Source organism: Streptomyces sp. NPDC005811, from assembly GCF_040630405.1.
In the GTDB taxonomy this organism is placed as follows: domain Bacteria; phylum Actinomycetota; class Actinomycetes; order Streptomycetales; family Streptomycetaceae; genus Streptomyces.
Genome location: NZ_JBEXXK010000121.1, coordinates 1 through 5,745 on the forward strand (window position 1 = coordinate 1; position 5,745 = coordinate 5,745).

A 5,745-nucleotide genomic window follows, 5' to 3' on the forward strand; every position below is an offset into this window, starting at 1 on the left:
ACCTTCAGCCCCCTCACACGCAACGTCGGTCTCTACCACCAACCCGGTGGCACAGACCGATGTCACGCACGCAGAGGCATTCACCAACAGTGTCCCGCGTTGAGCGGCGCCGCCCCTCCTGTGTGCCCGGCGCGAGTGCCGTGCGGGATGTGAGAGCGACGGCCACAACGCCGTCATGGACGACGGGGGTAGGGACTGTGGGAGAGATCGAGGACGCCCTGGACCGTGCGGGGCAGGAGCAGTTCACCCGGGAACCGCTGAAGACGGTCAAGGGGCGCGTGGACTTCACCGTGCGGCAGCTCGGCACGACGCGGGGCGACGGCACGACAGCGACGATCAACGAGCTGTCGCGCTGTGGGTTCGGCAGGGCCGCTGGCCGCGCAGAGGTCCCGTCGATGGTCATCATGGATTCCCGGACATGCACGCCGCCGGAGTCTCGGCACGGGCGAGCAATGCCCGAGGACCGGTACGCCGGTGGCGTGATGACGTCCGGGCTCAGGCGAAGGTGATGGTGCCGGCGGTGTGGATGCCGGAAGACCGTACCCAGCCCGCGGTGCACCGCAGGACGTCGGCGGCGGGGGCTGTGTCCGGTTGCTGATCACGGTATCGGCTGCGAACAGGCCGCCCGCCACGACGTCGGTGACGACCGAGGTTGAGACGGTGCCCACGATGGTCGTGTTGAAGTTCAACGACCCGGTCTGTGACGTCGCGGCCACCTCTGGTCGGTTCACGTTCGGCCAGCGGAATCCGCAGTAGCCACGCACTCGTGAGCCACGACTTCACCCTCACAGTAGGTTTCACACTTCCGCGATATGATTCCGGCGGTTTGCAGACTGGCGGCTGTCGTATCACCCGGGAGTTGGCGTGGCCCTGCCCGTTCATCCCGTCCTGTCGGGCGACAGCGATCGGCCGACCGGTGGTTCCTCTTTGCGTCTTCAGGTCTTGGGCCCGTTACGGGTGTGGCATGAGGGTGTCGAACTGGATACCGGTCCCCGGCAACAGGCCTATCTGCTGGCCTTGCTCCTGGCCCGGACGGGCAGGCCGATCAGCACGAGCGAAATGATCGACCTGATCTGGGACGACGACGTCCCCAACAGCGCGCTCAACATCATCCACAAATACGTCGGCGCATTGCGGCGACTGCTCGAACCCGCGATCCCCGCCCGTGGAACCGGCTCCTACCTGCACCGCCGCGGCAACGCCTACCTGTTCACTGCCGCCCCCGGCGCCCTGGACCTTCTCACTTTCCGGGAACTCGTTGTGACCGCCAAAGAGGCCATGGCAGGGCAACGCCAGGAGACGGCGCTGGATCGCTATGTCGAAGCGCTCGGTCTGTGGCGGGGCCGTGCGGGCGACGGGTTCACCCCCAGGTCGACCGCACTGGCGACCTTCGCCGCTGTCGACGACGAGTTCCACGCCGCCTGCACCGAAGCGGCCGAGCTGGCGGTGTCGCTGCGCCGACCGGCATCGGTGCTGCCGGCGCTGCGGCTGGCCGCATCGACGGCACCGTTCCACGAACCCGTCCACGCCGGCCTCATCACCGCCCTGGGGGCCGCGGGGCTGCGGGCCGAGGCACTGTCGGCGTACGACAGGGTCCGTGCCCGTCTCGCCGACGAACTCGGCATCGATCCCGGCCCGGAGATACAGGCCGCGCACCTGCACGTGCTGACGCAGCCCCCGGTCTCACCGCCCGTGGCGAGTCCGGCCGGCGCTCCGGCGCGGACGGAAGCCGGCCTCGTCGGCAGGGTCGAGGAACTCGCCGTGCTGCGGGAAACAGTGGAGAAGGCTTTCACCGGCCGTGCGGCGCTGGGCATCGTCCAAGGCGAGCCGGGCGTGGGCAAGACCCGGCTGCTGCAGGAGGTCGCCGGCGAAGCAGGCCGGCGTGGCGCGCTGGTCGTCTGGGGTTCATGTCTGGAAGGCGACGGAACACCGTCGATGTGGCCCTGGGAACAGACGCTCCGCGCGATTCTCGACAGCCTGCCCGCGTCGTTGCGGGAGAAGTGGCTCGCCAGCGAGCTCGGCGGCCTCCTTCACTCTCCGGACGACCATGCCGCCGGGTCTGCGATTCCCGACAGCCGTGCGCAGTTCCGCCTGTTCGAGCAGGTCGTCACTGTCGTCGGGCAGGCCTCGGCGCAACGGCCCGTGCTGCTGATCGTCGATGACCTGCAGTGGGCCGACGCCGCCTCACTCCAGCTGTTCGGCCACCTGACGGCCCGGCCGCCCACCGGCACGGTGATCATCGGAGCGCTACGCGACCGCGCACCCGCACCCGGCTCCGGCCTTTCGCAGGTCCTGGCCGCGGCCGGCCGGCTGCCCGGCCACCGCAGGATCCGGCTCGGCCCGCTCGGCCTGAGGGACGTGACCGAGCTCATCCGCCGCGAAACCGGCCACGAGCCCGGTGCCGAAGCCGCCCGCGGCATCCATGCCCGCACCGCCGGCAACCCGTTCTTCGTCCAGGAGCTGTCCCGGCTGCTCAGCGACGGCGGCTCACTCGGCGACGGCGGCCCGCTCGGCGACGGCGGCACATCCGTGCGGGCCGGGGTGCCGGCCACCGTGCGAGACGTCGTCCGCGATCGGATGGCCGGTCTCGACGACAGCACGCACGGCCTGCTGCGCACCGCCGCGGTCATCGGCCGCGACGTGGACCTCGACCTGCTCGCCCGCGCGATCGGCGTCGAGATCGCGGACTGCCTCGAACGCCTCGGACCGCTGCAGGAACTAGGTCTGCTGGAGACCAAGCCGCAAGACCCGTTCTCGTGGCGCTTCGCGCACGACCTCGTCCGCGAGTCGGTCACCGGGACCACCGCGCCGCACCAGGCCGTCCAGGTGCATCTGCGCGTCGCCGACGCCCTCGAAGCCATCCACGCAGACGACGAGTCCGCCGCCGAACGCCTCGCCTACCATCTGTGGGCCGCAGGCCCCCTGGCCGACCCGGGCCGCACCGCGAAGGCACTGGCGCGCGCCGGCCGCCGCGCGGCGGCCAAGCTCGCGTTCGCAGCGGCCTACCGTAACCTGGAATCGGCCGTCCGGATCGCCCGGACGGCGGGGCTGCTGGAACTCGAACTGTCCGTCCTGGCGCTGCTCAACCTCCTCGCCGTCGAGCCTCCGGGAATGGGCGGCTCAACGTACGATCTGCTGGAACGGGGCGCATATCTCGCCCGCAGACTCGGCCGCGAGACGGCCGAGGCCGAGTTTCTCTTCTTCCGGATGACCGGGGCCTACGTCTCCACCGAGAACGACCGTGGCATGTGGGCCCGCCGGCTGCATGAGCAGGGCGAGGCGTCCGCGGATCCGGTCATCAAGGCGTACGGCCGGCAGGCCTGGGGCCTGCACCAATGGGACATCGGCGACATCGGCGCGGCGTTCCAATGCTTCAGCTGGCTGGGCCGCACCACTGCCGACGACGTCGCCTCGCTGCTCGCGAACTCGGCCGACCCGCACCCGGGACCGGCTCAGGAAAGTCTGTACCACCTCGCCGGCCAGGTCGGGGGCGTCCCGGTCCGGCGCCGCGACGACCGCGGACGCTGGCGGATCCCGGACGAGTGGATCGGCTACCTGGGGGTCATCACCTCGCTGCACGGCGATGTCGAGACCGGGCGGTCCCTGCTCGGCACGGTGTACCAGGCCGAGGGAGACCTCTTCGAGATGTCGGGCTGGACCCGCTACCAGACCATGGCCGCCTCGATGGCCGGTGACGCGGCCTGGGCCATGCAAGCGACCGAACGGTGGGCCGAGGCCAGCGCCGACCTTCCCGGCGTCGCCCAGGAAACCTACATACGGCTGGACCGGTACTGGGCCCGTGCCCTCACCGGCGACGACCCGGCCGGCGCCGCCGCCGAGGCCGAACAACTCCTGGCCGCGACCCTCACCGACCCACCCAGATGGGGCCTCGCCTACTGGCACGGACTGATCGCCGAGATGTGGCTCGCAGCCGAAAGACCCGACCAGGCCGCCACCGCCCTCGACCACGCCGACCAGGCCATCAAAGCCCACGGCCAACGCTACGCCGAAGGACTCCTCCTGCTGCTGCGCGCCCGCCTGCTGCACACCCGCGGAGAACCCCTCGATGCCGTACGAGCCGCCGCCCACGAAGCCCGCACCCGATCCCGCGAACGCGGCGCCCACCTCTTCGCCCGCCGCGCCGAAAGATTCCTCGCCGACCTCGGCCCCAACCCGGCAGGAAACTGACCGCGCCACGGCGAACACCCCGGACACATGTGTTCCCCCAGACGGGTACAGCACTCAGAGCGCGGCACGCGGACACCGCCCAAGGCAAGACCTGGCAGGACCTGGCGCCAGCACTGCCCGGCGCACGCGCCGCCGCGGCACCCGCCACGGCCCCGGTCACCGACACACCACCGGCGCCCCCACGGGCGCCCCGGCGCAGCAGTCCCCGGCCGCCGGGACGGAGACGGAACCCGCCCACGCCGGGCCGCCGCACCAACGGCACAAGCCGCACGCGCCGGCACAGCAGGAGCCGGACGGCGACGGGCGGTTCAGGGCGCGCTGTGCCCGCCTGGCACCGCGGCGTGCCGCCGCCGCGGTCTGCACCGCCCTCGTGCCCGCGGTGACCGCCGGCGGATGCGCCGTGAAGGCCCACAGCCAGAACACAGCCCGGCAGAAGCACGAGAAGGACACCCGCGAAAAGCACCGCGGAACCCTCAACCGGGCGCTGGTGACCCAGCCCGGCGGGGAGTGCACCGGGGCGACCGACGGGCTCGACGGCCACTGCGACGTCTTCCGCACCGCCATGAAGCCCGCGCTGACCGCCATCGGCACCGAGAACACCCGGGCGATGCGCGACGGCGGCGACCGGTACGTGACCATCGCCTTCCTGGCGCCGCTGACCTCGGCCGGCAAAGCCAAGGACCTCACCCCCGACCGGTTCGCCGGGGAGGCCGAGGACGCCCACACGGCAATCGAGCGGGCCGACGCGGGCGACAGCCCGCTGAAGATCCGGCCGGTCCCGGCCCACACGGGCAGCGGCGAACAGCACCGGGAGCACACCGCCGAGAGCCTGAAGAAAGTCAGGAACCCGGAGATTCCGATCCCCTGGTCGAACACGACCGGGGGGCCTGCGGGAACACAAACGTGATCCCCGTGCCTCATGAACGCTTGCCACCCGACAACCCGGCAGCCATCCCCGCCTCCTGCCGCCAGTGGACCAGATCGCTCCGAGTGGCGAGAGCGGCGGGACGGTTCCCTCCCACCACCCGCACCATGTACTCCAGCAGGCCGGCAAAAGCCTCCGCAACGCCGGCCGCATCCCCCGCCCGCCCCGCCAGCCGGCAAGACTGGTCCCGGCGATGACAATGGCGGAACGGTCTCCGCCCAGCACGGGATGCCGTCGACAAGCGGCGAACCAGACGACAAGTAACCCACCAGCAGCTTTCAGGGCTTCGCCACAGTGGTCTCCCTCGGCCGGCGGAAGACGGCCCTGGTTCTACCGAGACGCCCGCACACCACAGAACGGGACACGTTGAACACACCCACGACCTCCTGGACCGCCTCCCCCCCGGCGCCACAGAACTGCCGGGCAAGCCCGGCCCGGCCAGCCGCGAGCTCCGGCCCACCCCCACCGACCCAGCCACGAACCCACACGGAAGCCAGCCCCCCGTCCACGTCCACCACAACCACCACCCGCAAAACCGGGGCCTTGACCCCGGATCTTGGACACCGGAGACACTTGGATCTTGATGGTCCAGGAGAACGGAGTCCCCTGTGGGGATGAAGCACTACCCCGCC

General features: G+C 71.1%; 3 protein-coding genes. All 3 read left to right on the plus strand.

The window, feature by feature from the left end; genetic code table 11:
• Window positions 1-197 precede the first annotated feature (197 nt).
• Window positions 198-509 carry a hypothetical protein gene (locus ABZ490_RS51850; RefSeq protein WP_359007979.1) on the plus strand — a complete coding sequence of 104 codons (312 nt, stop codon included), beginning with the start codon at window positions 198-200 and terminating at the stop codon, window positions 507-509.
• Window positions 510-1,059: 550 nt separating this feature from the next.
• Entirely contained in the window at window positions 1,060-4,188 is a 3,129-nt protein-coding gene (locus ABZ490_RS51855; RefSeq protein WP_359007982.1) for an AAA family ATPase, read from the plus strand.
• A gap of 400 nt (window positions 4,189-4,588) precedes the next feature.
• Window positions 4,589-5,095: a hypothetical protein gene (locus ABZ490_RS51860; RefSeq protein ID WP_359007985.1), complete on the plus strand. Its 507-nt coding sequence runs from the start codon at window positions 4,589-4,591 to the stop codon at window positions 5,093-5,095.
• Window positions 5,096-5,745: the final 650 nt, after the last annotated feature.